Here is a 26,878-nt window from a genome sequence, read left to right as displayed (position 1 = left end):
GTTATTGAAAACATTATAAACCTGTAAAGATAATAATAGGATTCGATTTTTTGGGCTTTTTTTGTGTTAAAACACTATGCTAACCTAGCCATTCAAACTAGAAGACAGCCACCTTTCCATTTTATCGTATGGAATATTTTTTCGAATGGACAAACTTTGTACTTGATCCTTTTCTATTTTCCCTACTCCAAAATACTTACTTTGAGGATGAGCGAAATACCACCCACTTACAGAAGATGCGGGAAACATCGCTAAACTTTCCGTTAGCTCTACCCCTGTATTTTCTGTTGCATTCAACAACTCAAACAACCCTATTTTTTCTGTATGATCTGGGCAAGCCGGATAACCTGGAGCAGGTCGAATTCCTCTATACTTCTCTTTAATCAATTCTTCATTTGTAAATACTCCTCCCACTTCGTACCCCCAATCTTTTCTTCTTACTTTTTGGTGCAAGTACTCGGCAAATGCTTCTGCTAAACGATCGGCTAATGCTTTTAATAGTATTGAGTTATAATCATCATGATCGGCTTCAAAGCGCTTGATATGTTCTTCTATATTTAATCCCGTTGTAACAACAAAACCTCCTATATAATCTTTTATCCCTGTTTCTTTAGGCGCAATAAAATCAGCTAAACAATTGTTAGGTGCTCCTTTCACTTTTTTCAATTGCTGACGCATTTGACAAGACAATAAAGCAACTTCATTTCTATTTTCATTGGTATAGATCTCAATATCATCATCGTTTACTGAATTGGCAGGAAACAAACCATAAACAGCATTAGCAGTCAACCACTTTTCAGAGATAATTTTTTCTAACATTTTTTGAGCATCGGCATACAGTTTTTTAGCTTCTTCACCTACTACTTTATCTTCTAATATTCTCGGAAAACGGCCATGCAACTCCCAAGTTTGAAAGAAAGGCGTCCAATCTATAAAATCAACCAACATCGACAAATTAAAATCCTTTATCACTTGTACTCCTAATTGATTTGGGATAGCAATATCTTCGGCTTTCCAATCAATCTGAATCTTATTTTCACGTGCATCTTCTAACCTTAAAAACGACTTTTGGCCTTGCTTTTTTTGATGATTAACTCTTACTTTTTCATATTCGCTTTTTATTTCTGAAATGTAAGCCTCTTTTTTATTTCCTAGTAAACTTTCAACAACTGTTACAGAACGTGACGCATCTAAAACATGAACCACTTGTGAGCTATTTAAATGGGGCTCTATTTTTACTGCTGTATGCACTCTAGAAGTAGTAGCTCCACCAATCATCAATGGAATATTTAACCCTGATTGTTCTAATTCTTTGGCTACATCAACCATTTCATCTAAAGATGGGGTGATCAAACCACTCAATCCAATAATATCTGCCCCTTCTTCTTTTGCTCTTTTTATAATTTCATTTCCTGGAACCATTACTCCGATATCGATAACCTCATAGTTGTTACACCCTAAAACAACACCAACAATATTTTTACCAATATCATGTACATCTCCCTTCACTGTTGCCATCAGTACTTTCCCTGCACTAGCGCTTTCTCCATCTTTTTCGGCTTCTATATAGGGTAATAAATAAGCTACAGCCTTTTTCATTACACGAGCTGACTTTACAACCTGAGGCAAAAACATTTTCCCAGCTCCAAACAAATCGCCCACTACATTCATCCCACTCATCAAAGGCCCCTCAATGACTTCAATTGGTCGAGTATATTGTTGACGACATTCTTCTACATCTTCATCTATGTATTCTGTTATTCCTTTTACTAAAGCATGTGTTAGTCTTTCTTGAACTGATTTAGTTCTCCATTCTAATGTTTTTTCTTCTTTTTTTTCAGTTCCAACTACAGTTTCTGCAAAGTCAAGTAGTCGCTCTGTCGCATCCGATCTCCGATTGAGCAAAACATCTTCTACATGCTCTAATATATCTTTAGGAATATCATCATAAACTTCTAGCATAGCAGGATTAACAATCCCCATATCCATCCCCTCATTAATCGCATGGTATAAAAAGGCCGAATGCATAGCTTCTCTCACTACATTATTTCCTCTAAATGAAAAGGAGACGTTACTTACTCCACCACTCACATGCGCTCCTGGTAAATTCTCCCTAATCCAACGTGTTGCTCTAAAAAAGTCTAGTGCATTATTATTATGTTCTTCAATCCCTGTTGCTACAGGAAATATATTAGGATCAAAAATGATATCTTGGGGAGGGAACCCCACTTTATCTACTAATATTCTATAGGAACGCTCACACATTTGCACTCTTTTTTCATAAGAGTCTGCCTGTCCTTCTTCATCGAATGCCATAACTATGGTAGCAGCTCCATACCTTTTTATCAGTTTAGCTTGTTGTATAAACTCTTCTTCCCCGCCTTTTAAACTGATTGAATTGACGACACACTTTCCTTGCACACATTTTAACCCTTCTTCTATGATTTCCCATTTCGAAGAATCTATCATAATCGGGACTTTTGAAATATCTGGCTCTGAAGCTATTAGATTTAGAAATGTTCGCATAGCATCAACACCATCTAACATTCCCTCATCCATATTGATATCAATAATTTGTGCACCACCTTCAACCTGATCTCTTGCCACTTGCAAAGCCTCTTCATAGGCTCCAGTTTTTATTAAACGTAAAAACTTTCGAGACCCCGTTACATTGGTACGCTCTCCAATATTTACAAAATTTAGTTCAGGGGTAATCGTTAACGGCTCCAAACCACTTAATTTTAAATAAGGGATATCAAACCATTTATATTTATATTTTCCGTTATAATCTTTGTGTAAACTCATTATTAATGTATTAAGTACAATGTAACTTGAATAATATTTTGGGCAAACCTCCAATCTAAGATTGGAGTCAGGTTATCCGCTATATCTTTTTTTAGTACAAATATTAAGCATCATTTTCACCATCTTCTTCATCTCCCTTATCCAAGGAAAAGCATTTGTGAACAAAAAAAGGATGCCACTCCTACCCTTTTTGCAATTGATAGGCTCTAGGTTTATATTCTGCGGCTATATCTGCAATCACCTTGATGTGCGCAGGAGAAGTCCCACAACAACCTCCTACAATATTTAATAAATTATTTTCTAGGAAGTCTCTTATTTGTTCTCCCATCATCTCTGGAGTCTCATCATACTCTCCAAATTCATTAGGAAGTCCTGCATTTGGATGCGCACTTACTCCAAAAGGACTTTCTTTGGCTAAAACGGACAAATAGGGTTTCATATCCTTTGCTCCTAAAGCACAGTTTAAGCCAATTGATAATAATGGGGCATGTTGCATAGAGATATGAAAAGCTTCAGTTGTCTGCCCTGTTAAGGTTCTTCCACTAGCATCCGTAATTGTTCCTGAAACCATAATTGGCAATATTTTTCCAACTTCATCGTAAACGGTTTGAATAGCAAACAATGCTGCTTTTGCATTTAACGTATCAAATATTGTTTCCACTAACAACACATCCGCCCCACCTTCAATTAGCCCTCGAGCCTGTTCGGTATAGGCATCTACTAATTCATCATAAGAGATATTCCTAAACGCTGGATTATTAACATCAGGAGAGATGGAAGCTGTTCTATTTGTTGGACCAATTGACCCTGCTACAAAACGAGGTTTATCTGGATTTTTAGCCGTGTATTCGTCTGCAACTTCTCTAGCTATTTTTGCTCCATAAAAATTAATGTCATAAGCATATTTTTCCAAATCATAATCAGCTTGAGCAATCCAAGTCCCACTAAATGTATTGGTTTCTATAATGTCAGCCCCAGCTTCAAAATACTTAGCATGAATAGCCTTTATTATTTCTGGTCGAGTTAGCGACAACAAATCATTATTTCCCTTTAGTGGACTTTTATGATTTTCGAACCAGCCTTTTCTAAAATCCTCTTCTTCAAGTTTATACTGTTGAATCATTGTCCCCATTGCTCCATCCAGCACTAAAATTCTTTTCTTTATTTCTTCTAAAATATTTGCCATTTGATTATTCTATTAGCTACACACAACTTCAAACAAAAAAATCCCTTCCAAACAGATTGAAAGAGATTTTTGCAAATATTATATCTAACTTATCTATTTGGAATTGGCACCTTCATTCTCAGAATGGGTTGCCAAGGCTTCAAAGGGCCAATCCCTCCACCTTTCTTTATAAGATTATCTTTGTAAGAACTTCTTCAAAGATACATTATAGATTTGTATTCAACAAATAAAGTCGCTTAAGGCAGTGTTTTTAAATCTTTAATAAAGCCTATAATTTGTTTACGAAACAGAAAAAACAAAATGACATAAGGAACTCCCATTAAAATATAAATCCCTGTATTTAGTCCATTACCAACGCTTAAATCTGAACCTTCGGCAGACTCTATTTGAGCCCTACAAGTTGAGCATCCTTGAGCAAAGTTTTGCAACGACCCAAACAATATAATAATGAAAACAATTATTTTTTTCATAACGTCGATCCTTAAGAGTTTAACACCTTAGGTATTTTAAAATAAGTTGAATCTTTTTTAGGAGCATTTTTTAACGCTTCCTCTTGCGAAATCGAAACAACATTAACATCAGGTCTTAAAACATTTACTTCATCTGACATGTGAATTAGCGGTTCAACTCCATCTGTATTCACCTCATTTAATTTCCCAACAAATTCTAACATTTTATTCATGTCATTTTTGATGGCTTCTTGCTCTTCTCCTGAGAAAGAAAGCTTAGACAAACTAGCGATTTTAGCTACAGTTTCATTATTTATTTCCATAATTCTTCAGTTCCGTATCGATTACTCGAAATGTTTCGTTACGCAAAGATAATAAATCTTTAAAATCTTTTGGGTATAATGGTTGATGAACCTTAGCTTTTGACACCCCTGGCTGAGCAGGACCAAACAAATCGGTATGATCGCTAAACAACCTCCAGTTATTGTAAAAGGTAATAGGAACTATTGGTACATTATTTTGTACAGCTAATGCAAAAGCACCACGTTTAAATGCTGTCATTTTAGGTGTGTTCTCTGGGATTTTCCCCTCGGGAAAGATGACTATCGAACGTTTATTTTTTAATTCATTGGCTGCAGGAACAAGGCAATCTAACGCTTTTTTATTTCCATCTCTATATACAGGAATATCAACGCCTCTTTTAAAAAACAAACTAATAATGGGCCACTTTAAAATCTCTGCTTTTCCTAAAAATGCAATATGATGTGGCAACATTAAATAGAGCATTACGATATCTAGATAAGATGTGTGATTGGGACAAAAAATATAAGGTTGATCGTGGGGTAATTCTTCCTCAAAAACCACTTTGGGCCTAACGAATACTAACCAACAAACTATTCTAGACCAAATTCGTTTAATAATAATCCCATTTCTCACCCTTTTTTCTCCTCTAATAAATAGTAACATAAACGGATACATTACTATTCCTAATGAAAGGTACACCACCCCAAAATAGAGTTTATAAATAAAACGAAATATACCAAACTGCTTTCTCATTCTGAAAGCAAAGTTAATTTTTTTCTCTAATTTGCTCCTATAAATCTCTCTTGTGAACAGAATACCATTATTTTTGCAATTCAAAAACAAGCAAAATGGCAAGAATACTTACTGGAATACAAAGTACAGGAACCCCTCACTTAGGAAATATTTTAGGGGCAATTTTACCAGCAATTGACATGGCTAACAATAAAGAGAACGATTCATTTCTTTTTATTGCTGACCTCCATACACTCACACAGATTAAAGATGGCGAGCAACTAAGAGAAAATACTTATTCTACTGCAGCTACGTGGCTTGCTCTTGGTTTAAACACCGAGAACACTGTATTCTACAGACAGTCTAACATTCCTGAAGTAACAGAGTTAACTTGGTATTTAAACTGTTTTTTTCCTTATTCTAGGCTTGCTCTTGCACACTCTTTTAAAGACAAAGCCGATCGTTTAGAAGATGTTAATGCAGGACTATTTACCTATCCAATGTTGATGGCTGCTGATATTTTACTATATGATGCCGACATTGTTCCTGTTGGAAAAGATCAAATGCAACACTTAGAATTTGCGAGGGATGTTGCCAGCAGATTTAACCATAAAATGGGAGAAACATTAATTTTACCCCAAGCAAAAGTCAACGAAGAAACGCAACTTATACTAGGAACCGATGGTGAGAAAATGAGTAAATCAAGAAATAACTTTATCAATATTTTCTTGCCAAAAAATGCGTTAAAAAAAGTCATCAACAAAAATATCATTACTGATGACACTCCTCTAGAAGAGCCTAAAGATGCTGAATCTTCTACTGTTTATCAATTATATCAATTAATTGCATCACCAGAAGAAGCTGCAGCAATGAAAGCTCAATTAGAAGCAGGTGGATATGGATGGGGACATGCAAAAAAGGATCTACTCAACGCCATCTTAACTCGTTTTGAAGAAGCCAGAGAACGTTACAACTATTACATGGAAAACAAACATGAAATAGACAAAGTATTGGAGGAGGGAGCTGCTAAAGCTAAGAAAGTAGCCGACCAAACTTTAGCACGTGTAAGAGCCAAATGTGGTTATTAATTTTTTTATACATTTGCTCATTATTAAAACACTTATTACGCTATGAAAATTTTAAAAGGTATTGGTATTGTGTTGTTAACACTTGTTGTTATCTACATTATACTAGGGTTATTTGGCCCTTCTAATTACAAAGTTGAAAGAGCATTACTAATTGATGCTGCGCCCAACAAAGTATGGAGTCAAATCGCTGACTTCAACGCATGGGAAAATTGGAGCCCTTGGAAAGAAAAAGATCCTACAATGGTTAATACTATTGAAGGTACACCTGCTACCGTTGGACACTCAAACTCTTGGACAGGTAATCCTGAAACTTCTGGAAAAGGAGGGATGACATTTACCAACGTTAAAGAAAATGAAAGTCTAACTTACGACCTAAGCTTTACTGAGCCTTGGGAAATGCATTCTACAGGAGGTTTTACTTTAACAGAACAAGATGGAAAAACATTAGTGAATTGGTATGATACTGGCGATATTCCATTTGGGCAAAGACCAATGATGTTATTCATGGATTTAGATCAAATGATGGGACCTGACTTTGAAAAGGGGCTAAAAAACATCGAACAACTCGTTAAATAATTACATGACAATAAAGTAAAAAAGCTACTGTTCTAGAATAGTAGCTTTTTTTTATGCATAAAAACGACCTAAAAACTTAATCTTTATAATATTTTTTAGTAAATCGAGTGATATTGATTTCCTTTTCTAGTGTTCTATCGTCAAGCAAAAATTCACTCATCCTTTTAGCATAATATGGAGCTAATTGCACTCCCTTACTTCCTAAGCCATTAAAAACATGTATTACAGGAATTGCTGGATGTGTTCCTAAAATAGGCTTTCGATCGATAGTTGTTGGTCGAATTCCTACTCTTTGTTCCAAAACTTCAACTTTTTCATCACTAATATTACTAAACTTTTCTAATAGCTCTTCTTTAGCTTCTATAGTTTTTAAATAATCTTTGCTTCCCCAATCGTAGGTCGCCCCCAATATATACTCTGATTTACCTAACGGCAATACAAAACAATTTTTACTTAATGCATAAGGAGGCAAGTTTTGGGCTTTAATTCTTAAAATTTCTCCCTTAGTCAAATTCTCTGGTAAATATTGTAAATATGGGTTATGAATAGACTGATGCCCTTCACAAAAAATAACCCCATTAGCTTTAATTTCTTTATACTCAACCCCCTCATCCATTATCATTAAGCTATTGTAATCGAATTGTTCTTCTATGATTGCTTCTTTTGCTTTTAATTCTTTTTTTATTGCCTCTAAAAAGACACTTACATGCAAACGATAAGACCAGTTTACCCGACCCAGCCCTTTATTATTCTTAACATTATACGACGATAAATCATCTTTAAAATCAAACAATACTTGATCAAAAGGCGCTATCGATTGCTTTGCAAACCAAGTATTTTGTTCTTCAATAGAACCAAACAACCTTAAAAACGTTAAAGGTTCAAAGAATGTACAATTCAACGCGTTTTCTTTTTCTTGGTAATATGTTATGGAATAATCGGATAATAAAGCTGCATTCCAACTTAAAATTGTACGTTTAAACGACATAGGATGTACTAAGCCCCCTGCTATATTTGATGAAGATAAATGGTGAGAATTATCTATCACTTTTACGCTCTTCCCTCTCTCCATTAGTTCCATTGCTAAAACAGACCCTGCCAATCCTTGCCCTACAATAATATAATCTAACATCACTACAATTTTAAATGCATTAAGTATAAATCTAGGCCCTCTGCCCAAAAATTTTGAGTTATTGTTTGTAATTTAAATCCAAACTTTTGATAAAAGAGAGTGGCTAATTGCGAAGTACGCACCACAACTTTTTTTTCTTTTCGATTATTTTTAACCCAATCAATTCGATACTCTACTAAGCTCTTTCCTATTCCTTTTCCTTGGTAATTTGGATGAACTACATCCCAAGAAAACCTTACTTCTTGGTCATCTCCAACGCAATAATTGATTCCTCCGGCACCCACTACATCATTGTCTTGCTCTACCACCAAGTAATCTTCTTTTAAATGAGTTAAATAGTGAATAAAATCTTTTTCTTCGGAGGGATGAAAAAATTGAGGAGTATTAAGCCGTAATAACTGAACAACTTTATCAAAGTCTTTCTCAGTATACTTTCTAATCATCTTAACTGATATCTTTAAAAGCAATCACTACACCAAATCCTATCAGGACACAGCCTACAACCACACTTATTCGATGTAATGCTTTTGCTGTTAACTTGTTTTTCAGTTTACTTGCGTAGTATATTTTTAGCACATCAATTCCAAACATTGTTCCTAATGTAGCCACAAAATAATAAACCAATAAATGCTCAGGTATATGTAATTCTTCAGTAGCTGTTGTACAAGCTGCAATCCAATAAACTAAAACCCCAGGATTAATTGCATTTAACCCAATTCCTTTTAAGATATAGGTTAAATAAGTCCTTTTTCTAAAGATAATGGTATCCATTTCAGAAGGGGTATCTAAAGCTTCTACATCGATATTCCTTCCTTTTTGCGGAGATTGCTTTTTTAAGATAGAAAGTACCCCCATAAAAATAAAGACTGCAGAAGCTACATACTTGATATAACTGTTTTCATTAAGGCTTTCTAAAATTTTTTGCGCAAAGAAATAAGCAGCAATTAAATATAAAATATCACTCAACAGCACTCCTATATCTATAAAGATTGCTGGCTTCACTCCCTTTTTGATACTTGTTTCGAGTAACACAAAAAAGACTGGTCCTATTAAAAAACTTAATAAGACTCCAAAAAAGACACCGTTGAGTAATATTGTAACCAAACCTTTTAGCGTTTTTTATCTAGCTTCCGTAAATATAAGCATTTATCCATTTAAGATTTATGATTCTTGTCAGAAAGGCAGCTTTTAACTATAATATTCTTACTTCTGTACGTCTATTTTTTGCTTTGTTATCTGGAGAATCGTTCGGAACAACCGGCTGCTCTTCCCCATACCCTTTAAAAGTTAATCTTCCAGCGTCTATTCCTTTTTCAACTAGCCAATTAACAACTGCTTTTGCTCTATTTTCTGATAAGACCTTATTTTGACGATCATCACCATCACTATCTGTATGCCCTCCCAATTCAATTTTAAGATTAGTATTTTCTGCTAGAATAGTTTTTAACTTTTCTAATTCAGCAATAGATGCAGGTTTTAACTCATACTTATTCACATCAAAGAATATATTTTCTAGCACAAAAACATCTCCCGATTTCATTGGTCGCATAGGGACATCCACTAAGAAGCCATCTTCATTTCTTTTAAGTTTATCTACAGAATAATTTTTAGAATAGAAAAAGTAACCATCGTGTTCAGCTATCAAAGCAAAATCTTTGTTTTTGGGCAAAGCAACAATAAAGTCTCCACTTCCACTATTGGCAATTGCTGCTTTAAAGACCTTATTCGTTTTTAAATCGATGAGTTGAAACTTAGCAGCCAAAGGTTTCTTTGTGTCTTGATCATAAACCAACCCTTTCATAAAAGTTGTTTCAATAGGTTGATATTTTTTAGGCAATTCAAAAGAATACAAATCCAAACTTCCAAAACCACCCTCTCTATCTGAAGCAAAAAGCGCAATATTCCCTCCTGAAGAAACCAACAAACTGTTTTCATCTTTATGGGTATTAATTGGATAACCTAGGTTGATTGCTTTTCCCCATCTTCCAGCAGCATCCATTCTACTCATATACAAATCTTGCCCCCCCATTCCTGTATGTCCATCTGAGGAAAAATAAAGCGTTTGTCCATCAGGGTGAATTTGAACAGATTCTTCTCTTCCTGGCGTATTAACATTGCTTCCCAACTTCTCTGGTTTAGACCATGTGCCATTTGGCAATATTTCTGTTTTATAAATATCTTGATTCTTAGGGTCTCTTCGCTCTCTATGTTTTACCAAGCCTCTTACAAAATATAAGGTTTTTCCATCAGAAGAAAAGCAAGGTTGAGTTTCCCAATGCCCTGAATTAATTGGTTTACCCATATTAACTGGTTCTGTCCATTGATCTCCAATACGTTCACTTACAAATAAATCGCAACTTCCATACCCTTGTCTGCCTTTTCCATATTCTCCATCAGGACCTGTTGCACAACCCACCATAATAATATACTTCCCATCTGCAGATAAGGTTGGCGCCCCCTCATTGGCTACTGTATTGATGCTAGGGCTTACAGAAGCTGCATTTTTCCATACTCCATCGCTACTCTTATTCGTAATAAAAATATCTTCTTGCTTTTGAAAATAAGGGACTCGGCTATCATCTATTGTTCTGGTAAACAACAAAGTACTATCATCTGCAGTCAACGAAGGAAAATATTCCGGGTTTTTAGTATTAATATTCCCTCCCATATTTTTTGGTTCAAAAGGAACAGGACTACGTTTTGCCTGAATCCCAAACTCTGAATTCCTAATGTATTTTTGACATGCTTTTACAAATACTGGATTCGGATTTCTTACCTCTAAATATTTTCTAGCATACCCCATACATTTTTGATATTCTCCTTGTGCCATGAGCAAATTAGCTAAATAGAAATATTCTGATGGAGAAAACCTAGTTGATTTTTGCAACATTGCCTCTTTATAAGCTACAGCCTGTTTATAGTCTCCTTTTTCTACATACACATTTGACAACAAACTATATGCTTCAGCAAATTTTGGATCTTTATCGAGTGCTTTTTTCAAGTTCACTTCAGCACAACCTAAAGATCTTTTTCCAGTAGTTGGATCCATTTGATTAAAACAAGCTCTTCCTGCCTCGTATAGTTTGATCGCTTTCTTGCTTGATGTTGAATATCTTCCTGGTTGTGCAACACTACATGATGAAACCAAAGTAAATACACTTAACAATAATATATAATACAATTCTTTCATAATTCTAACTAAGGTACGTTGATATATTTATGGGTTTGTAAAGAAAGGGTCCATTTAGGATTTTCTTTAATATAATCGATAATTAGGGGAAGCATTTCTTCACTTTTACTCCACTCGGTTTGTAGGTAAAGCTTACAGTTCTTGTTTAACTTTTCTGCATGTTGTTCTGCCCATTTTAAATCGTGTTTATTGAAAACGATTACTTTTAATTCATTGGCTTGAGCATAAATAGACTCGTGTGGTGCTTTAAACTTTTTTGGGGAAAAACAAACCCAATCTAGTTCTCCAGAAAGCGGATACACTCCCGATGTTTCTATTGCTAAATAACACCCTACAGCTTTAAGTGCTTTCGTTAAACCTGTTAAATCATACATTGCAGGCTCACCTCCGGTGATTACAACAAAATCGGCATGTGTTGCTGCTACTTCTTGAACAATTGTTTCTATCTTTTTTAACTCATGCTCTCCTGCATCCCAACTTTCTTTTACATCACACCAAACACAACCAACATCACAACCTGCTAATCGTATAAAGAATGCAGGACGCCCACTATAAAACCCCTCTCCTTGAACAGAATAAAACTGCTCCATTATGGGTAATTGACTCTCGAATAACTTATTCGTCATTTTATCACTTCTTATCTTTCTTCTTCTTTCCTTTCTTTTTCTTTCCTGCCTCTTCGGCTTCAGCTGCTTTTCTTTTTGACAACAGTTGATTTAACTCTGCTTCTTTCTCTTCATCTCTCGCTCCTCCAAATCGATCATACTCTACTACGATCACTTCTTTTCCTTTATCATATAATACTTCTGCTTGTTTTTGTCCCTCATCCAAAAAGTATTGCCACAACCCATCTTTTTTCCCTCCTGAGTGCTTACCTGTTTGACTCAATTGGCCATTCGGATGAAAATACTCCCATTTCCCAATGGGCTGCCCTCCACTAAACTTCTTCGTATAGGAAATTTGCCCATCTTTATAATAATAAACCGATTCTCCATCTACCTTTCCATTTTTATATTGTTTTTTTGACTTTAGCACACTATCTTCTCCAACAAAATAAGTAAGGTAATCTCCATGAAACTCTCCACCACTGTAATTAACTACTCTCATAATTTTGCCTCCTTTTCCATAGTACTTGCATTCTCCATCGAGCACATCATTTTTATAGTTCATTACTTTTTTTATACTTCCATCATCAAAAAAGAAACGCCATGTTCCAGACTTTCTTCCCATTTCATAAGTATTTTCCCAAGCTAAATTTCCATTTTCATACCAAAACTTCCATGTTCCATTTTCGATACCTTGATCCCACTGTGTAACTGTCCATGGTGATCCTGTTTGATAGTAAGAATAAGACGTATCCTGTTCTTTTCCATCCACAAACTTTGCAACACGTTCTCGTTTATTATTGTTATGATAAGAAATACAAACTCCAGAATAAGGTTTATTCGTTTTTCTATGGTAAATTAACTTATTACCTGGATCCATTTCTAGATCACTATCACAATCTACAGCGTGAGCTGGCGTTTGAAAATTCTCTCTTGGGTTATCAGGATAACTTGGCGCCTCTTTTGGCGTAGCTGGAGATGACCCTCCTCGGGTAATTTGCCCAAAACCTACGATCGTACACACCATTAAAAAAGTTGATATCAAAACTTTCATCTTATTTATTTTTGACTAATATAAGTATTCTAGATTGAATGCTACCTTGCAAACACTTTCTATTTAATCTAAAAACAGAAATTATGCCAATAAAAACACCGCTTTAAAGTTACTCTAAAGCGGTGTTTGTTTTTTATTTAAAGTTTGCCTAAAACTTATTCAATACTAATTTTTCTTACTACAGTTCCTTCTAGTGTTTCAATTTTCATGAAATAAGTTCCTTTATTGAAACGAGACACTTCTATTTGTTGAAGATTAGTTGCTGTACTAAATACATTTTGTCCAATTACATTATAAATTTTAACAGAAACTATTTGCACTGCCGACTCAATATTAATAACCTCTCCTGTGGATGGATTAGGATATATTCGTATGTATTCTTCTGCTAATTCTTCTACAAAAGATGGAACACCAACAGCTACATTAGTGTTAGTTGTATCTGTACATCCGTTGGTCGCCGTTACCACTAACGCTACATTATATGTTCCATTTGCTCCGAAAGTATGTGATGGATTCTGAGTTGTTGAAGTATTCCCATCTCCAAAAGTCCAAGCCCAAGCAACGGCATTGGTCGAACCATCAGTAAAACTAACCGTTGGACTTCCTGAATGTGTAAAACTTGCTGTAGGGCTTGGATTAACAACAATCGTTTCAGTAGCTACGCTAGTACATCCTTGAGCACTTGTTACTGTTTGGGTAATTGTTACACTACCTGTTGAACTCGTCATATAATTAACCACCCCATTTGCATGTGATAAAGTTGAAGTCCCGTCTGAGTAAACATAAGTATTTGCAGCATTATAATTTGAAGCTGCAATAGCTACTGTTTGGTCAGTGCAAATTGTAGATGGAACTGTCATTCCTGCGGTTGGAACATTGTTCACGACAATATAAAACACAGAATCATCAGTTGCTCCTACTCCATCGGTAACCGTTAAAGAAATCTGGTAAACACCAAATGTATTAAAAGTAAACGCGTCTGAAGCATTTGTAGATGTATTACCATTTCCAAAATTCCAAGCAACAGTATAAGGAGTTGTTCCTCCTGTTGAAGCATTTGAAAACTGAACAGTTTCTCCTGCACAAATAGTATCATTACTCACTGTTGGTATAGCTGTTAGAGGTGTTTGAGGAGCAAAGCAGCTATTGTTAGCATGCCCTCCTAAATCACTTACATCATCATTCGCTAACACATTCCATTGCTGATCAACAAAACCAACCCAAACGTCAGTTCCTTTTCTTATGGTATTCATCCTCACCAATGTATTATTTGCCGTTGAACCACTCCCAACAGTCCAACTTGAACCTGGATCTACTCCAACTTGCCCGATAACATCAATCACCCTTGCATTAACGACATCATACAACTCTATGGCATCATCTCCGTTAAAGTTTGCAATCGTACTATTTTGCAAATCAGTTTGTGCCAATATTGATGCCATTGCACTTTGATTAGCAATTACAAAAACATCATTAGAAGCTACTGTTCCCGACAAGGTCACTGTAGTAGGTGTTGTTGATCCATTTGCATACTTTCTAATTTGATAATTGGACAAATCAATTGAAGAGTTAGTTGGGTTAAAGATTTCAAGTGCTTTATTATTTCCTGACCCCTCTATATACTCAGAGAAAAATGGTTGTGCACAATCTTGTAAAACAACAGGTGTATGTTGCGTTAGTTTAACTGCAATAGCCATTGATTCGTACAAATAATTTGGAGAAGCTCCCATGAAAGCATAACTAGGAATATAAGAGCCATTCCAACCTCCTGCATTATCATACCTAACATTATCATTTACAATACTTCCGACATTATAATCTGTCCTACTATAGTTTGGATAAGTTCCACTACCATTTAATTCATAAGAACCAAAAATCCATCCATTTTTATTCACTCCTAACGTATCTAAATTGGCATTCCAGGTATACCCAGGTATAAAATCAATCGTTATAGCAAATATTCCATTGGCATTGCTTGAGATTAAATCTCCTGCAGCAACCCTTGCTCTATGAAGTCCTTGCCCTCCATTTGAAGCAAAAAAAGTTTGATCTAAAGGTATTTTATATACTGACAATGGCCCGATGACTTTTTGAGATGGCTGATCCCAATCTAAATTTCGAATAAAAACAGAATCAGCATTTAAATTGACATTAATATTTTGACCTTGAAAATAAGATTCAGAATTTAAGTTTGTTCCTACATTTACGACACTTACGACCAATGTATCTACCACACTGTTATCTGGTCTTAAATAAGACCCTACCACTTCGATGGAATCTATCGTAATATCATTCAGACCATTAATCCCTATTCCTGTATTCAAATAGGCTGCGGCGTTCATATCAAAAGTTTGTGCTACTGAATGAATCCAAGGCCCAGCATAACCTCCAGTCCCATAATCTACCAAGATTGTTGTATCTGGGAATAAAAAATTACCAATCACACCGTTAGGTGTAGAGCCATAATTCCCCATATAAGCTGCGGTATAATCGACCCATTGACTTTGAGTTGTTCGATTTGTTATGGCCTCATGAGCTACTTCTTGATGCGAGAAATAAATAGGGTTTGAAATTATTTTTTGATTAATTTCAGTAGATTGATTTTGTGCTAAAAAACCTCCTCCTAAAACTAATACACTAACTAAAGTAGAAAGTATTTTCATAGTTGTTAATTAAGGTGAATATTACACTAATTTAACACTTTTTACTTAAACCTCAAAAAACTGATTTAATGGTTTATTTAGAATTGAAATCGTTCATAGTTCTTTGCACACCAATTGTTGCAAAAGCTTTAATGATCTCTATAGCCAAGTCTATCTTTGCTACAAGTTCTTCCTCTTCTATATTGGTCCATTCTCCAAGTACAAAATCGACTTGTTTTCCTTTTGAGAACTCATCTCCTATCCCAAAACGTAGTCTAGCATAAACATTTGTTCCTAAAACAGCTTGAATATCTTTCAACCCATTGTGCCCACCTGGACTTCCTTTAGGCTTCAACCTTAACTTCCCAAAAGGCAATGCTAAATCATCGGTGATAACCAACGTGTTTTCTATGGACACATTTTCTTTTTTCATCCAATAGTTAACCGCTTTACCACTAAGGTTCATGTAAGTAGACGGCTTTATCAACACCAATGTTCTTCCTTTGTGTTTTACGACAGCACGCTCTGCTAACTTTGCTGTATTAAAAGCAACATTGGACACTTTAGCTAAAGTGTCCAATGTTTTAAATCCGATATTATGTCGGGTATTTTTATATTCAACTCCAGGATTACCTAATCCTACTATTAAATATTTCATACGATTAAATTTGAGCTGTTGATTAAGCTTCTGCTTCCTCTTCTTCCTCTTCACCTGGTTTCTTAGCACCACGCGCCATTTGTACAGCTACTACTACTGCTGATTCTGGGTTTAAGAAAGATACTCCTTCGATATCTACTTCTCCAACTCTTACTTTCCCACCAATCTTAACTTTAGTCACATCAATATCAATAGTATCTGGCAAGTTATCTGCTAAAGCTTCAGCAGTTAATCTTCTAAAGTTTTGAACTAATTTACCACCATTCTTAACACCAACAGCTAAACCACTAATATTAACAGGAATATCTACTTTTACTTTTTTACCTTCTATTACTTCTTGGAAGTCTGCATGCAACACTTTATCTGTAACAGGATGTATTTGAACATCTTTAAGAATAGCTTGTGCTTTTCTTCCGTCAACATCTAAATCAATCATATACACATTAGGTGTAAAAACGATTTTGTTGATGTCATTTTCTTTTACTGAGAAATGTACTTGTTCTTTATTTCCATAAACAACACTAGGAACTAGCCCTTCTCTTCTCATTAATTTTGCATCTTTCTTCCCTACGTTCTTTCTTACAGAACCGCTCAACGATACTTTTTTCATTTTACTTTATTTATTTGTTATTTAATTTACTTATTGGTTTGCAAACACAAAATGTTCACTAATTGATTCAAAATGTATTGCCTTCTTCATAACGTCTGCAAACATATCTGCTATTGACAACACTTTAATTTTTGAACTCTCCTGTTTTTGAGGAATGGTATCTGTTATGATTAGTTCTTCTAAAACAGAGTCATTAATTCTTTCATACGCAGGTCCAGACAATACCGCATGCGTACAAATTGCTCTTACGCTCTTTGCTCCATGCTCCATAAACAACTGCGCAGACTTAGTTAAAGTCCCTGCTGTATCTACCATATCATCGATAATTACAACATCTTTCCCTTTAACATCTCCAATAACAGTCATACTCGCAATTTCATTGGCCTTTTTACGTTGTTTGTAACACAATGCTAAATCAGCATGTAAGAACTTGGCATATGCACTTGCTCTTTTAGACCCCCCAGCATCTGGTGCAGCGATTACGATATCTGGATTATTTAAATTCTTCAAATAAGGCGCAAATAGGCTTGAAGCGAATAAGTGATCCACAGGAACTTCAAAAAACCCTTGAATCTGATCTGCGTGTAAGTCCATTGTCATAATTCGATCAACTCCAGCAGCCTCTAATAAATTAGCGACCATCTTTGCTCCTATAGCAACCCTTGGTTGATCTTTACGATCTTGTCTTGCCCAACCAAAATAAGGTATTACTGCTATAATCTTACGAGCTGATGCCCTTTTAGCAGCATCAATCATCAACAACAACTCAAAGATATTGTCTGTTGGTGGAATTGTAGATTGAATTAAGAATACATCACACCCTCTCACTGTCTCATTAAAAACAGTTGTAAACTCCCCATCACTAAATTTTTGCAACTCAACATCTCCCAATTCTTGTCCGTAAGATGCTGCAATCTTTTCAGCTACTGGTTTTGAAGCTGAACATGAAAATATTTTAACCTTATTAGCCATTTTAAAATAGTTTTTGGGACTGCAAAATTACGCCTTTTATTAGATATAAAAAATTATTTAACATTAATATTTGCTGAAATAAAAACTAATACTAACTTTGCGAAACCTTTTAGCCGAAGTGGCGGAACTGGTAGACGCGCACGACTCAAACTCGTGTTCCGAAAGGAGTGTCGGTTCGATCCCGACCTTCGGTACTAAACCTCATCTTAATTCTAATAAGATGAGGTTTTTTTATTCCTTATATCTACCCCAAAAAAAAACAAAGCTTTACCCCTATTCATAACCTCATTTTTTGTTTTAGATTTTTTTTACTAAAAAAACGAAGGATTTCCTTTACAGCCTCGTCTACTTTAAGAAATGGTTAAATTAATTGAAAGAAATTCTAAAGCCCCTAAAGGCAAAAGGATGATCTTTTTCTAAACAAAAGAATATGAACCCAATTAAACTACTTGTAGTTATTCCAGCTCTTTCATTCATCCAAGCTCAACAGCTTCCCAGTGAAATGTTTTACTCTTCTAATGGAAAAATCCTACACACAGGAGGGACTGCTCCTAATGGGCTTTACAAAATAGATTCTGTAAAAAATGTTTATTTAAACTTTTCTCAAGCAAACTATTGGACACAACTAACCAATAATTATGATTCAGAAACGTTACTAGAAGCCTCACTAACATATGATGGTGTAACATACGATAGTATTGGAGCTAGGTTTAGAGGAAACACTTCTTACCAACAAACAGGTAGTTCTCAAAAAAAATCATTTAAAATAGAAATGGATTTCTTAAAGGATGACCAAGAACTTTTAGGATATAAAAACTTAAAATTCAACAATGGCCATGAAGACCCATCGTTTATGAGAGAAGTTCTCTATGGAAACATGGCCAATATACACATCCCTATAGCTAAAGCCAACTTTGTACACCTATACATCAACAATGTTAGCTGGGGAATCTACCCTAACATTCAATCTGTAGACAAAACATTCCTAAAAGAATGGTTTTTAAGCAATGATGGGGCAAGATTTAGAGCAACTACAGATGAGAATGGTACTACAGGAGGTGGACCAGGTGGTGGTGGGCCTGGTGGAGGCGGACCAGGTGGCGGCGGAGGGCCCAACTGGGGAGATGGAACGGCGGCACTAAACGATCTGGGTTCTGACACTACAACATACCAAGATTACTACTCTTTAAAATCTAGTGATATTTCAAACTCTTGGCAAAAACTTGTTGACGCTTGCGAAACATTAGACAATGCCACTAACAACAACACCCTCTCCACAGCAGCAAAACTAGACATTGATAAGGCTCTATGGTTTTTAGCTACTGAAAATATCTTTACAGACGACGACAGCTACACGATGAAAGGGAAGATGGACTATATGGCATATTACGAACCAGAAACCGACAGACTTACCCCTTTAGAATATGATGGCAACAGTACTTTTCAAATTTCAGAGGCTACTAGTAACAACTGGTCTCCTTTTAAAAATGTGACCAACCAAAACTATCCATTATTAAATAAACTCTTAAACATTCCTGAATGGAGACAGAGATATCTTGCACACTATAGAACAATACTGGAGGAATCATTTACCGCAACCAAAATAACAGAGCTCGTTAACAAATACGACTCACTTATCTCTGATGGTGTGGCTAACGACACCAAAAAACTATATACGACCAATGCTTACGTTAATGAACTGCCTGACTTAATTAATTTTGTAACCAGTCGACGAAACTATTTGTTATCAAACTCTGAAGTCGCTGAAGTCGCTCCTACGATAAGCTCAGCACCATTCTACAACAACAATATGGAACTATATACGGAACCTTTAGCCAATGAAGTTACAAACATTAAAGCTACTGTTTCATCCACTAATGGAATCAACAGTGTATACCTTTATCATGCTTCAGGAATTGTTGGTAATTTCACTAAAGTTCAAATGTATGATGATGGGCTACACAACGATGATGGAGCAAATGATGGTGTATATGGCGCAGAAATACCTGGATATTCATCGGGGGAAATGGTAAGATATTATATCGAAGCAATAGCCAATAATACTGCGCTATCTGCCTCATACCTTCCCAAAGGAGCTGAACACGACATCTTCGTGTATCAAGTCTCCTCTCAAAACACCTCTTCTCCAAACGGAGTCGTGATTAATGAGCTTATGGCCTCAAATTCCAATTCCGCATTTGACGAGCAAGGGGAATTTGAAGATTGGATTGAACTTTACAACACCAACAATCACAGCGTTGACCTTGGAGGTTTTTATTTATCTGACGATACAAGCAACTTAAGTAACTGGCAAATTCCCGCAGGAACAGCTATCGCTGCAAATGGGTATTTAATCATTTGGTGCGATAACGATCTTACTGACGGAACTTTACATACCAACTTCAAACTTTCTGCTGGAGGGGAAGCTGCTGTACTATCCACACCATCATTAAGTGTTGTGGATCAGGTTACATTTTCGACTCAAACAGAAGACATGGGATATGCAAGAGTTCCTAACGGCGTAGGACCTTTTATGATTCAAGAAGCTACTTTTAACTTTTCGAATGATGAAACAACTAGTATAAGCGAATCTTCAAACACAGAAGCAACATTCAAATTATACCCTAATCCTACAAGCAGTATTTTAACCCTTGAGTTCAAAAACCAAATTCCTAATGACAACTTAATAATCTATTCAAGTGTTGGAAAAGTTATTCTAGAAATAACTCCAAATAACAAAACACAAATAGAGGTAGAACATCTAAGTAAAGGAGTCTATATTGCAAAATGTGGTAACTATCACAGCAGGTTTATTGTTCAATAAATAAAAAACTACCTTTATCACACTTTAATTGTATATATAAAAAAAGGGTACATCAAAAGATAAATTAATGAACGTTAAAATCATAACTATATTTACACTTTGTTTTCTGTCTCTTTCTAACTTCGGTCAAGAAATAGGAAGTAGTGGTTGGTTTTCAGTTATTGCAAAGAAAAAGCTTTCAAAGAACACAACTTTAAAAACAGAATTAGGGTTTAGAGAAAGTACTATAAATGACAAAACAAGATATCTAGATTTAGCTTTAAAATATAAAATCAATAAACATTTAAAACTATCAGGAGGATATAGATATGGACTTGACAAAGAAAACTTCGATTATTTTGAAACCGGTCATCGATTTAACATTGATTTATCTACAAAATACTCGATTATAAAAAAACTAAAGTTCAACTACAGGTTTAGATTCCAAAAAAGGTATTCAAATCCATTTACAAGTGACCTTGGACACCTACCTAACAATAATTTCCGTAACAGGTTATCATTGAGATACAAACAAAACAAAAAACTTTATTTTGTTGGTGGAACTGAACTCTTTATAAAACAAAATTATTCGACAACACCATTTTTCAACAAAATAAGGGGACTAGCAGGAGCAGATTATAAAATAAATAAAAAACAAACGATAAGCATCTCTTATATTTACCAACAAGAAATTCAAGTCACCAATCCCAAAACTCAAAACATTTTATCTTTAGAATATTACCTTGATTTCTAACACTATACCTATGAAACATTTAAAATACATCTTTATTGGCGGTATTATTGCCGCAACCTCATATTCCTGCAAAAAAGGACCTGGAATAGGAGGCAAAGCCACAATTACAGGAAAGGTTTATGAATACAACTATAACAACGACTTTAGTGTCCTAAAAGACGAATATTACAAAGGAGATCATGACGTATACATTGTATATGGCGATGACAACATCTATTCCGACAACTTTAAAACACACTATGACGGCACTTTCGAATTCAACTATCTACTACCAGGAGAGTACACGATTTATGTTTATTCATCTGATACAAACATTACTTCAGCAAACAACATGACAGTAACACAAAAAGTGACGATAAACGAAAAGAAAGAGGTTGTAGACATAGGTACTATAGAGGTATATGACCTATAGCTCATTATGACTAATGTTGTTAAATTAATTGGTAAGAAAGCTCACCACTTACAACCAAAGCACTCCCTATTTTTTTTGAATAGAGAGTGTTCTTTTGTTACTTCAACTCACTTAACTCTTTTACTTTTTTACTCCATTTTTCTATTTTATCTTTTTGAAGACTCGCCCCTTCAATAAAAGGACCACAAACTATTTTTAACACCGTTGATTGCTTTGTTTCATCTTCCAAGAGAAAAAACTTTTCTGTATAATTCATCTTTTCAAAATCATTTTGGATATAATAATTTCCAAACAATTTATCACCATAAGCACTAGCTACCTTGCCCGCACTTTCATATTTAAAATTAACCCCTAATTCTTTTTGGTTATTTTTCACTCCTAAAACCGCAAATAGTTCTTTGGCATATTGATCTTGTGTTAAGACTTCCCAAACTCTTTGCTGCCCCTCATCTATTTGAACATCAACAGCTATAAACTTAGACGACGGTATTGCTAACAACTCTACTTCTGAAAGAATTTTAACATCGCTAAGTCTAGCACTACCGTTTCCTCCATTTAAATAACGAAACCCAACTATTGAGTCTTCCTGAACTGAAAACGCCTGAATCACAATTACTAAATCTTCTCTTTTCGAATAACGATTATAAAACTTCGCCAGTTGAGGCAGTTGAATTGGCAAAACTTTAGCCTCAGGATATTTCTCTAAATCAACATCAATTAACGAAGCTCCCTTTTCAAACTCTTCCTCATTCGCAAACCTTCCATTTACAACTGGCACTCCTCTCCAACTTTCAATATCCACAGCTGGAAATTGATTCAAGTTATCCGGACAATACCACCCTCCATACCTATGAGGCTCCAACTTCTTATTAACTTGAGGGACTACCTGATTTATTTTTTCTTCCAATGATTGCTCTTGTTGTGCACAAGAAGAATAAAAAACAATAGTTAACAGGAATAACAATTTAAAACTTTTACTTTTTTTCATAATTCTATTTTTTTGTGTTAGTCCCTAAAAGTATTCCCCCATCGTTTAAAGCTAGTTTAAAAAGTGTAAAATAATGTAAAAAACCATGATTAAGCAGCAAAAACAAGGAAAGTCCAACTTAATTCTACTAGTTTTGTTTGTCTATACTTTACCCAATGAGAAGAATAATATTACTGTTTATAATCACTCTTGCAACACTAACAAGTTCCGCGACCCAAAAAGAACAACACACCAAAGTTGTTCTTAGAGCCATTGCCGATGAGTTTTTATTACAAATAAAAGATAGCACTTCTCGCATTTTACCCATTAACAACATCAATGGGAAGTATGTTATAACATTCGAAAAGGAGTTTTCTTTTGAACCTGATCTCCTTTTATTCTCAACATTTAAAGTTCTAGAAAAAACCGCACCTACAGAGCACTACATTGTTGAAGTGAAAGAATGCAATTCACCGCTAGTCATCCATAGCTTCCAAACAACACCTAACCAAGAACTGGCCCCTTGTAAACACAGAGCACTTCCACTTGGTTGCTACACCTTCTTTTTTACTGAAATTCCCAACCCAACTCCTCCTCCACAAAAAAACACCGCTATCTATTTAGGACTTTTTCTATTAATAGCTTTAACTGGAGGTTTTTTCTATTTTAAAAAACAGAACAGCACCTCCAACCTTATCTCAATTGGAGAATATCAACTTTCACCACAAAAAATGACCCTAATCTACCAAGGAGAAACGATGGAATTATCCAACAAAGAAACCAACTTATTGACCTATTTCCATACCAACATCGATCAAGTACTTGAACGAGAAGAAATACTCAACATTATTTGGGGAGACAATGGAAATTACATTGGTAGAACACTCGATGTTTACGTTTCAAAACTACGAAAAAAGCTTCAGCATGACACCAACATCAAAATCATAAACATAAGAGGAGTAGGTTATAAATTTACTATTGACCAATAAGACCTTTGATAAAAACAATACACCATGTTGTCTTTACTCTCTTCTCTTTTCTCTTTTCTCTTTTTTCTTTACTCTTTACTCTTTATTCTTTTCACTTCATTCTTCTTTCAAGACAAGCACCCCGTCTGGTTCTCGATACTTCTCCTTTGTCGAAACTCAAACTGACTGATTTGATAAAACAATAGATTAAATTGGAGACTACCAGATTCATGACCATCAGATTCAAGACTGTTAGACTCAAGATTTTAAGTTTTGTACTCATTGAACAGGGTTTAATTTTATTTGCATTCGGATTTTAAAATTTGTTACTGTATATTTATAGCCATAACACTGACATCAAAATGAAACCAACATACCGTTTAGTACTTTTACTTAGTTTTTTGATTCCCTACTCCTTTTTCTCGCAACTTTCCGACGATTTTAGTGATGGTGATTACACTAATTCTCCTGCGTGGAATGGTGACCTCAACAAATATGAGGTGAACGCTAGCAATCAACTACAAAGTAATGGACCATCAGTAAGCGACACTGCATACTTAAGCACCAACACTGGGAATTTAGACTTTAATGCTACCATTGTATGGGAGTTCTATCTTGAAATGGGATTCAACCCATCCAACAGTAACAACTGTAGAATTTACCTTGCTTCTGATAATGCTAACTTACGTTCCTCATTAAATGGCTACTATATAAGAATTGGAGAAAATGGAAGTTCTGACGCTATCAAATTCTACAAACAAGTAGGAACAACAAGCACCTTACTCCATACAGGTACCGGGAACACATTTGGAACTTCTCCTGTTGCAAGCATAAGAGTTACAAGAACCAATAATGGAAATTGGACTTTTGAATCTGACGCTACGGGAGGCACTTCCTATATTGCTGAGGGCTCAACAACAAATACCGACATTACCGCTAGTCAATTTTTCGGCGTATGGAGTAAATATACCTCATCTAACTTCGATAATTTTATTTATGATAATTTTTCAATTACTGGCTCTACTATTGTTGACAACATTCCTCCTGTTGTTTCCAATGTAGCAATAATCTCAAACAATCAGTTGGACATCAGCTTTAACGAACCGCTAGACCCTACCACTGCACAAAACACTAGCAATTACTCTGTTAACAACGGAATCAGCAATCCCAGCTCAGCAACCCTAGATGGTAGCGACCCAACATTGGTGCACTTAAATTTTGGTTCAAACTTTACTGATGGACAAACCAACACCATCACTATTCAAAACGTTCAAGATTTGGCCAACAACACCATGAATGCAAGTCAACACGACTTCCTTTATTTTGTTGCTGTAACTGCTAGCTACAAAGACCTTGTTATCAATGAGATTTTTGCTGACCCTAGCCCCCAATATGGATTACCTTCAGGCGAATTTATCGAAATCTACAATGCTTCATCGCACATTTTTAATTTATCGAATTGGACTATTGGAGATGCTTCCTCAGATGAACAGCTAGGGAATTACACTCTCCTACCTAATGAATATGTGATTATAGCTGATGATGCTTATTCTTTTGAGTATTCTATTTTCCCCAACTCAATTATTGTTTCAAGCTTACCATCATACAACAACAGTACTGACGATGTTGTCTTAAAGGATCAAAATGGTAACGTTGTTGACTTCGTTACTTATTCTGAGGAATGGTATGGCAGCTCTCTAAAAGAAGATGGAGGATACACCTTAGAATTAATCAACCCAACACTTCCATGTACAAGCTCTTCTAATTGGATTGGATCTAACAACCCTAATGGAGGAACACCTGGAACTCAAAATTCCGTTTTCAATGTAACACCTGATGCAACAACACCTAGCATCATTAATGCTTCGACGCAAAACAATGCTACAATCACACTTTGTTTTTCTGAAACATTGGACACTACTGGTGTTTCTATTAGTAATTTTTCTATCGACAACGGAATAAACATTATCGCCTATAGTTTTGATGAATTTTTTAGCTGTGTAGAACTAATTACGAATCCAAGCCTTGACACTGGGACAGTATATACGATAACCGTTAATGGTTTAAGTGATTGTTCTGGAAACGCCACTACAAATGAGCAGGCCGAAATTATTCTACCTCACGCAGGTGCTAAAGGAGACCTTATCATTAATGAAATCCTTTACAACCCTCACCCAGATGGAGTAGACTTTGTCGAACTTTATAACAACTCCGAAAAAAACATTGACTTATTCAATTGGCAATTAGCTAAGATCGCTGGAGACACTATCTCAAGTAAAAAACTTATTGAATCACACTTTTTACTCAAACCTCAAGAATATGTTGTTTTAACAACTGCTCCAGACAACATTATAGAGCACTATCCGAACGCTCAACCTGATCGTTTTATTGACATGAGCAGTTTCCCTTCATACGCTGATGATGAAGGCACCGTTATACTTTTTTTACCCAACAACCAAGTTGTAGACAGTGTTCATTATGATGATAGTTTCCAATTTGCCTTATTGAAAGAAACTGATGGTGTATCTCTAGAGCGAATAGACTTTAATCGTTCATCAAATGATGAAACAAACTGGCATAGTGCTGCTGAAGCTGAAGGCTTTGGAACCCCTACACTCCAAAACTCTCAATATACTACGACTGAAACATCTCCTAGTACATTAACGGTTGAACCTGAACTCTTCTCTCCTGACAATGACGGATTTGAAGATGTCCTAACGCTTTCTTATAAGATGGAAAACCCAGGTTTTGTAGGAAACATCACTATTTTTGATACACAAGGACGAACAGTGAGACAACTTATGCAAAATGAATTATTGGGTATAGAAGGTGCTATTTCTTGGGATGGTTTGAATAACCAAAGGGAAAAAGCTAGAATAGGAGCTTATATTATTTATTTCGAGTATTTCGATTTAGACGGTAATGTTCACGCCATTAAACACCCTTGTGTTGTTGGAGGAAAATTTTAATAC

The 26,878-nt window shown here is 35.4% G+C and carries 23 protein-coding genes, 1 tRNA gene and 1 riboswitch; of the genes, 8 read left to right on the top strand and 16 right to left on the bottom strand.

Annotated features, from left to right (window positions below; genetic code table 11):
- Window positions 1-84: 84 nt before the first annotated feature.
- The 5 genes from metH to N4A35_00830 all read right to left on the bottom strand — a co-directional run bounded on the left by metH (window position 85) and on the right by N4A35_00830 (window position 5,496).
- On the bottom strand, window positions 85-2,805 hold the full coding sequence (metH, locus tag N4A35_00850) for a methionine synthase (protein MCT4579936.1): 2,721 nt from the start codon (window positions 2,803-2,805) through the stop codon (window positions 85-87).
- A gap of 181 nt (window positions 2,806-2,986) precedes the next feature.
- Window positions 2,987-3,991, bottom strand: coding sequence for a homocysteine S-methyltransferase family protein (locus N4A35_00845; GenBank protein ID MCT4579935.1), 1,005 nt, complete (start codon window positions 3,989-3,991; stop codon window positions 2,987-2,989).
- 75 nt (window positions 3,992-4,066) lie between these two features.
- A riboswitch (SAM riboswitch) is annotated at window positions 4,067-4,166 on the bottom strand.
- Between the two features lie 61 nt (window positions 4,167-4,227).
- Window positions 4,228-4,461 (bottom strand): hypothetical protein, encoded by a 234-nt coding sequence (locus tag N4A35_00840; protein MCT4579934.1) that lies wholly within the window; start codon window positions 4,459-4,461, stop codon window positions 4,228-4,230.
- Between the two features lie 11 nt (window positions 4,462-4,472).
- Complete coding sequence (gene gatC / locus N4A35_00835; GenBank protein MCT4579933.1) at window positions 4,473-4,763, bottom strand: Asp-tRNA(Asn)/Glu-tRNA(Gln) amidotransferase subunit GatC; 291 nt, start codon at window positions 4,761-4,763, stop codon at window positions 4,473-4,475.
- Complete coding sequence (locus N4A35_00830; protein ID MCT4579932.1) at window positions 4,750-5,496, bottom strand: 1-acyl-sn-glycerol-3-phosphate acyltransferase; 747 nt, start codon at window positions 5,494-5,496, stop codon at window positions 4,750-4,752. The genes gatC and N4A35_00830 overlap by 14 nt, the downstream gene beginning before the upstream one ends.
- Before the next feature lie 95 nt (window positions 5,497-5,591).
- Between N4A35_00830 and trpS the strand changes: the two genes are divergently transcribed.
- On the top strand, window positions 5,592-6,563 hold the full coding sequence (gene trpS, locus N4A35_00825; protein ID MCT4579931.1) for a tryptophan--tRNA ligase: 972 nt from the start codon (window positions 5,592-5,594) through the stop codon (window positions 6,561-6,563).
- A 42-nt stretch (window positions 6,564-6,605) separates the two neighbouring features.
- Window positions 6,606-7,139, top strand: coding sequence for an SRPBCC family protein (locus N4A35_00820; protein MCT4579930.1), 534 nt, complete (start codon window positions 6,606-6,608; stop codon window positions 7,137-7,139).
- 76 nt (window positions 7,140-7,215) lie between these two features.
- Here N4A35_00820 and N4A35_00815 read toward each other — a convergent pair whose 3' ends face one another.
- From N4A35_00815 to N4A35_00770, 10 genes are all read right to left on the bottom strand, one after another.
- Window positions 7,216-8,271, bottom strand: a complete 1,056-nt coding sequence (locus tag N4A35_00815; GenBank protein ID MCT4579929.1) for an FAD-binding oxidoreductase — start codon at window positions 8,269-8,271, stop codon at window positions 7,216-7,218.
- 2 nt (window positions 8,272-8,273) lie between these two features.
- Complete coding sequence (locus tag N4A35_00810; protein ID MCT4579928.1) at window positions 8,274-8,714, bottom strand: GNAT family N-acetyltransferase; 441 nt, start codon at window positions 8,712-8,714, stop codon at window positions 8,274-8,276.
- 1 nt (window position 8,715) lies between these two features.
- Entirely contained in the window at window positions 8,716-9,375 is a 660-nt protein-coding gene (locus N4A35_00805) for a LysE family translocator (GenBank protein MCT4579927.1), read from the bottom strand.
- An 88-nt stretch (window positions 9,376-9,463) separates the two neighbouring features.
- Entirely contained in the window at window positions 9,464-11,461 is a 1,998-nt protein-coding gene (locus N4A35_00800; GenBank protein ID MCT4579926.1) for an OmpA family protein, read from the bottom strand.
- An 8-nt stretch (window positions 11,462-11,469) separates the two neighbouring features.
- Entirely contained in the window at window positions 11,470-12,087 is a 618-nt protein-coding gene (locus N4A35_00795; GenBank protein ID MCT4579925.1) for a 7-carboxy-7-deazaguanine synthase QueE, read from the bottom strand.
- A 4-nt stretch (window positions 12,088-12,091) separates the two neighbouring features.
- Entirely contained in the window at window positions 12,092-13,120 is a 1,029-nt protein-coding gene (locus tag N4A35_00790) for a toxin-antitoxin system YwqK family antitoxin (protein ID MCT4579924.1), read from the bottom strand.
- A 155-nt stretch (window positions 13,121-13,275) separates the two neighbouring features.
- Complete coding sequence (locus N4A35_00785; protein MCT4579923.1) at window positions 13,276-15,783, bottom strand: PKD domain-containing protein; 2,508 nt, start codon at window positions 15,781-15,783, stop codon at window positions 13,276-13,278.
- 73 nt (window positions 15,784-15,856) lie between these two features.
- Entirely contained in the window at window positions 15,857-16,420 is a 564-nt protein-coding gene (pth, locus tag N4A35_00780; protein ID MCT4579922.1) for an aminoacyl-tRNA hydrolase, read from the bottom strand.
- Window positions 16,421-16,442: 22 nt separating this feature from the next.
- Complete coding sequence (locus N4A35_00775; GenBank protein MCT4579921.1) at window positions 16,443-17,030, bottom strand: 50S ribosomal protein L25/general stress protein Ctc; 588 nt, start codon at window positions 17,028-17,030, stop codon at window positions 16,443-16,445.
- Window positions 17,031-17,060: 30 nt separating this feature from the next.
- Complete coding sequence (locus N4A35_00770; GenBank protein MCT4579920.1) at window positions 17,061-18,002, bottom strand: ribose-phosphate pyrophosphokinase; 942 nt, start codon at window positions 18,000-18,002, stop codon at window positions 17,061-17,063.
- A gap of 112 nt (window positions 18,003-18,114) precedes the next feature.
- On the opposite strand from N4A35_00770, the gene N4A35_00765 reads away from it, so the two are divergent.
- The 4 genes from N4A35_00765 (at window position 18,115) to N4A35_00750 (ending at window position 21,971) form a co-directional block, all read left to right on the top strand.
- Window positions 18,115-18,196 (top strand) — tRNA-Leu (locus N4A35_00765).
- Between the two features lie 236 nt (window positions 18,197-18,432).
- Complete coding sequence (locus N4A35_00760; protein MCT4579919.1) at window positions 18,433-20,826, top strand: CotH kinase family protein; 2,394 nt, start codon at window positions 18,433-18,435, stop codon at window positions 20,824-20,826.
- A 67-nt stretch (window positions 20,827-20,893) separates the two neighbouring features.
- Window positions 20,894-21,559, top strand: coding sequence for a DUF2490 domain-containing protein (locus N4A35_00755; protein ID MCT4579918.1), 666 nt, complete (start codon window positions 20,894-20,896; stop codon window positions 21,557-21,559).
- Between the two features lie 10 nt (window positions 21,560-21,569).
- Entirely contained in the window at window positions 21,570-21,971 is a 402-nt protein-coding gene (locus tag N4A35_00750; GenBank protein MCT4579917.1) for a hypothetical protein, read from the top strand.
- 97 nt (window positions 21,972-22,068) lie between these two features.
- Here the strand turns inward: N4A35_00750 and N4A35_00745 are convergent, their stop codons facing one another.
- A complete protein-coding gene (locus N4A35_00745) occupies window positions 22,069-22,959 on the bottom strand; it encodes a hypothetical protein (GenBank protein ID MCT4579916.1) in 891 nt (296 codons plus the stop codon).
- 155 nt (window positions 22,960-23,114) lie between these two features.
- Between N4A35_00745 and N4A35_00740 the strand changes: the two genes are divergently transcribed.
- A complete protein-coding gene (locus N4A35_00740; GenBank protein ID MCT4579915.1) occupies window positions 23,115-23,927 on the top strand; it encodes a winged helix-turn-helix domain-containing protein in 813 nt (270 codons plus the stop codon).
- Window positions 23,928-24,268: 341 nt separating this feature from the next.
- Complete coding sequence (locus tag N4A35_00735) at window positions 24,269-26,875, top strand: lamin tail domain-containing protein (GenBank protein ID MCT4579914.1); 2,607 nt, start codon at window positions 24,269-24,271, stop codon at window positions 26,873-26,875.
- The last annotated feature ends 3 nt before the right edge of the window (window positions 26,876-26,878 follow it).

This window comes from Flavobacteriales bacterium (assembly GCA_025210295.1).
Lineage (GTDB): Bacteria > Bacteroidota > Bacteroidia > Flavobacteriales_D > Parvicellaceae > S010-51.
This window is presented reverse-complemented; position numbering and strand designations above follow the sequence as displayed.

Coding starts and splice junctions, on each gene's coding strand:
- trpS (MCT4579931.1), top strand. CDS start 5,592: ATGGCAAGAATACTTACTGGAATACAAAGTACAGGAACCCCTCACTTA.
- N4A35_00840 (MCT4579934.1), bottom strand. CDS start 4,461: ATGAAAAAAATAATTGTTTTCATTATTATATTGTTTGGGTCGTTGCAA.
- gatC (MCT4579933.1), bottom strand. CDS start 4,763: ATGGAAATAAATAATGAAACTGTAGCTAAAATCGCTAGTTTGTCTAAG.
- N4A35_00810 (MCT4579928.1), bottom strand. CDS start 8,714: ATGATTAGAAAGTATACTGAGAAAGACTTTGATAAAGTTGTTCAGTTA.
- pth (MCT4579922.1), bottom strand. CDS start 16,420: ATGAAATATTTAATAGTAGGATTAGGTAATCCTGGAGTTGAATATAAA.
- N4A35_00815 (MCT4579929.1), bottom strand. CDS start 8,271: ATGTTAGATTATATTATTGTAGGGCAAGGATTGGCAGGGTCTGTTTTA.
- N4A35_00745 (MCT4579916.1), bottom strand. CDS start 22,959: ATGAAAAAAAGTAAAAGTTTTAAATTGTTATTCCTGTTAACTATTGTT.
- N4A35_00750 (MCT4579917.1), top strand. CDS start 21,570: ATGAAACATTTAAAATACATCTTTATTGGCGGTATTATTGCCGCAACC.
- N4A35_00845 (MCT4579935.1), bottom strand. CDS start 3,991: ATGGCAAATATTTTAGAAGAAATAAAGAAAAGAATTTTAGTGCTGGAT.
- N4A35_00820 (MCT4579930.1), top strand. CDS start 6,606: ATGAAAATTTTAAAAGGTATTGGTATTGTGTTGTTAACACTTGTTGTT.
- N4A35_00775 (MCT4579921.1), bottom strand. CDS start 17,030: ATGAAAAAAGTATCGTTGAGCGGTTCTGTAAGAAAGAACGTAGGGAAG.
- N4A35_00830 (MCT4579932.1), bottom strand. CDS start 5,496: ATGAGAAAGCAGTTTGGTATATTTCGTTTTATTTATAAACTCTATTTT.
- N4A35_00795 (MCT4579925.1), bottom strand. CDS start 12,087: ATGACGAATAAGTTATTCGAGAGTCAATTACCCATAATGGAGCAGTTT.
- N4A35_00735 (MCT4579914.1), top strand. CDS start 24,269: ATGAAACCAACATACCGTTTAGTACTTTTACTTAGTTTTTTGATTCCC.
- N4A35_00785 (MCT4579923.1), bottom strand. CDS start 15,783: ATGAAAATACTTTCTACTTTAGTTAGTGTATTAGTTTTAGGAGGAGGT.
- N4A35_00740 (MCT4579915.1), top strand. CDS start 23,115: ATGAGAAGAATAATATTACTGTTTATAATCACTCTTGCAACACTAACA.
- N4A35_00790 (MCT4579924.1), bottom strand. CDS start 13,120: ATGAAAGTTTTGATATCAACTTTTTTAATGGTGTGTACGATCGTAGGT.
- N4A35_00755 (MCT4579918.1), top strand. CDS start 20,894: ATGAACGTTAAAATCATAACTATATTTACACTTTGTTTTCTGTCTCTT.
- N4A35_00760 (MCT4579919.1), top strand. CDS start 18,433: ATGAACCCAATTAAACTACTTGTAGTTATTCCAGCTCTTTCATTCATC.
- metH (MCT4579936.1), bottom strand. CDS start 2,805: ATGAGTTTACACAAAGATTATAACGGAAAATATAAATATAAATGGTTT.
- N4A35_00770 (MCT4579920.1), bottom strand. CDS start 18,002: ATGGCTAATAAGGTTAAAATATTTTCATGTTCAGCTTCAAAACCAGTA.
- N4A35_00800 (MCT4579926.1), bottom strand. CDS start 11,461: ATGAAAGAATTGTATTATATATTATTGTTAAGTGTATTTACTTTGGTT.